This is a genomic window from Pseudomonas sp. CM25 (assembly GCF_013179705.1).
Classification (GTDB): Bacteria; Pseudomonadota; Gammaproteobacteria; order Pseudomonadales; family Pseudomonadaceae; genus Aquipseudomonas.
Genome location: NZ_JABMCW010000548.1, coordinates 1 through 2,385, shown reverse-complemented (window position 1 = coordinate 2,385; position 2,385 = coordinate 1). Strand labels below are relative to the sequence as shown.

2 protein-coding genes are annotated in these 2,385 nt (G+C 61.6%); both read right to left on the bottom strand.

What is annotated here, in order from left to right; translation table 11 throughout:
* Positions 1 to 202 precede the first annotated feature (202 nt).
* Positions 203 to 1,309: a multifunctional CCA addition/repair protein gene (locus HP546_RS29245; RefSeq protein WP_172233055.1), complete on the bottom strand. Its 1,107-nt coding sequence runs from the start codon at positions 1,307 to 1,309 to the stop codon at positions 203 to 205.
* 55 nt (positions 1,310 to 1,364) lie between these two features.
* The coding region (locus HP546_RS29240) for a SpoVR family protein (protein WP_172233052.1) at positions 1,365 to 2,385 on the bottom strand (1,021 nt) is incomplete at its 5' end.

The following is a 2,385-nucleotide window of genomic DNA, read 5'->3' as shown; positions in this document are numbered from 1 at the left end:
ATCCCTGTGGGAGCGGCGGTGCGGCGATCCGATTTACCCGCGAATGCGGTGGCGGCGGCAACAGTGAGTGCCCAAGGATATTGGCCGGCAGGTCCGGCCTCTTCGCGGGTAAATCGGATCGCCGCACCGCCGCTCCCACAGGGATAGCGCACGCTTCATAAATTTTGCGCAAGACAGTTGCTCCCACGGGAAGAAGCGCTACTCAGTTGAGTTTGTAAGCCTCGAGAGCGTGCAGTCGCTCGCTTTTGAGCGCCTCGCCCAGTGCCTGGCCGGTCAGCCCCGCCTGCACCAGCGGCTTCACATCCACCGCCCGTGCCGCCGCCGCCGCCCCTCGCAGATACCCAGCTTGTGGGTAACCCGCTTTGCCTTCGCCCAGTGCGATCATCTCGCAAGCGATCAGGAAATCCTCGAAGCGCTGCGGTCGCCGATACACATCGAATTTCTGCAGCAATTCCAGCAGCGCGCTGGCAGGCAGCTCTAGCGCCTTATCAGCCAGCGCCAAGCATTCCCCCGTCAGCAATGCCAGCTCCTGGCACTCCCGCGGCGCCTTCAGGCGCTGGTTGACGGCTTTGATCGAGGCAGGCGGCAACAGCCGCAGCAGGCAGGCCCAGCGCACGTGCAAGGGCTGCCCATGCGCTGCAGCCTGCTCCAGCGCCGCCAGGGCCTGCGGGGCAGCCTGAAGCTCAGGCAGCAGCTCTTGCAGGGCATTGCAGGCCCCCAGCACCTGGAAAAACACTTGGGGCTGCGCCTCCATCAGCGCGCGTTCGATTTCCTTCCAGCTACGTTCGGCAGTCAGCGCCTGCAACTCACCGGAGGCACTGATCTGGCGCATTAGCTCCAAGGTTTCCTCGGCAACCCGGAACCCCAGCGGCGCATAGCGGGCAGCAAAGCGTGCGACACGCAGCACGCGCAGCGGATCTTCGGCGAATGCCGGAGAAACGTGGCGTAAAATACGGTTTTCCAGGTCGGTTTGACCATGGTACGGGTCGTACAGCGTACCCGCTTCATCCTCAGCTATTGCATTGATGGTCAGGTCGCGCCGAGTCAGGTCTTCTTCCAACGTGACATCAGGGCTGGCGTGGAAGGTGAACCCGCCATAGCCACGCCCGCTCTTGCGCTCGGTGCGCGCCAGGGCGTATTCCTCGCCGGTTTTCGGATGCAGAAACACCGGGAAGTCGGCACCGACCGGCCGATAGCCCTTGGCGTGCATTTCTTCGACGGTGGCGCCGACCACCAGCCAGTCGATATCGCTGACAGGGCGGCCGAGCAGGCGGTCGCGCACGGCGCCGCCGACTTTGTAGATGTGCATGTGCAGCTCTCCATAACTGCCGACAGGATAACCCGTCGGCAGCCATGGCGTAGCGCTAGAGGTGGTGGATGACTGCCAGGTCCATGCGGCCGTAGTCGGCGCTTTCGCCGTGCTCGCCGCGCGGTGGCATATGATGGGTCTTCATCACCTGGTCGCCTTGCACGGTTTCCAGGTGGATGTCGAAGCCCCACAGGCGGTGCAGATGCTTGAGCACTTCCTCGGTCGATTCGCCTAGCGGTTTGCGGTTATGCTGCTGGTGGCGCAGGGTCAGGGAGCGGTCGCCGCGGCGGTCAACGCTCCAGATCTGTACGTTCGGCTCACGGTTGCCCAGATTGTATTGCGCCGCGAGTTGCTCGCGAATGAACCGATAGCCGCTTTCGTCGTGGATAGCGGGTACCAGCAGATCGTCACGCTGGTCATCATCGAGGATGCTGAACAGCTTGAGATCGCGCATCACCTTGGGCGACAGGTACTGCAGTATGAAGCTCTCGTCCTTGAAGCTGCTCATGGCAAACTTGATGGTAGAAAGCCAATCACTGCCGGCAATGTCGGGGAACCAGTGGCGATCTTCTTCGGTTGGGTTTTCGCAGATGCGACGTATGTCGGTGTACATCGCAAAGCCCAGCGCGTACGGGTTGATGCCGTTGTAATACGGGCTGTCGAAACCAGGCTGGAACACCACGCTGGTATGCGACTGCAAGAACTCCATCATGAACCCTTCGGTGATCAGCCCCTCGTCGTACAGGTCGTTCATCAGGGTGTAGTGCCAGAACGTCGCCCAGCCTTCGTTCATTACCTGGGTCTGGCGCTGCGGGTAGAAGTACTGGGCGATCTTGCGCACGATGCGCACTACTTCACGCTGCCAGGGCTCTAGCAGAGGGGCGTTCTTCTCGATGAAATACAGGATGTTTTCCTGCGGTTCGCTGGGGAAGCGCGCATCATCGCGTTCGTTACCCTTCTCGGCGCTTTTCGGGATGGTGCGCCATAGGTCGTTGATCTGCCGCTGCAGATGCTCTTCGCGCTCCTTTTGCCGACGCCGCTCTTCTTCGGCAGAAATCGGATAGGGGCGCTTGTAG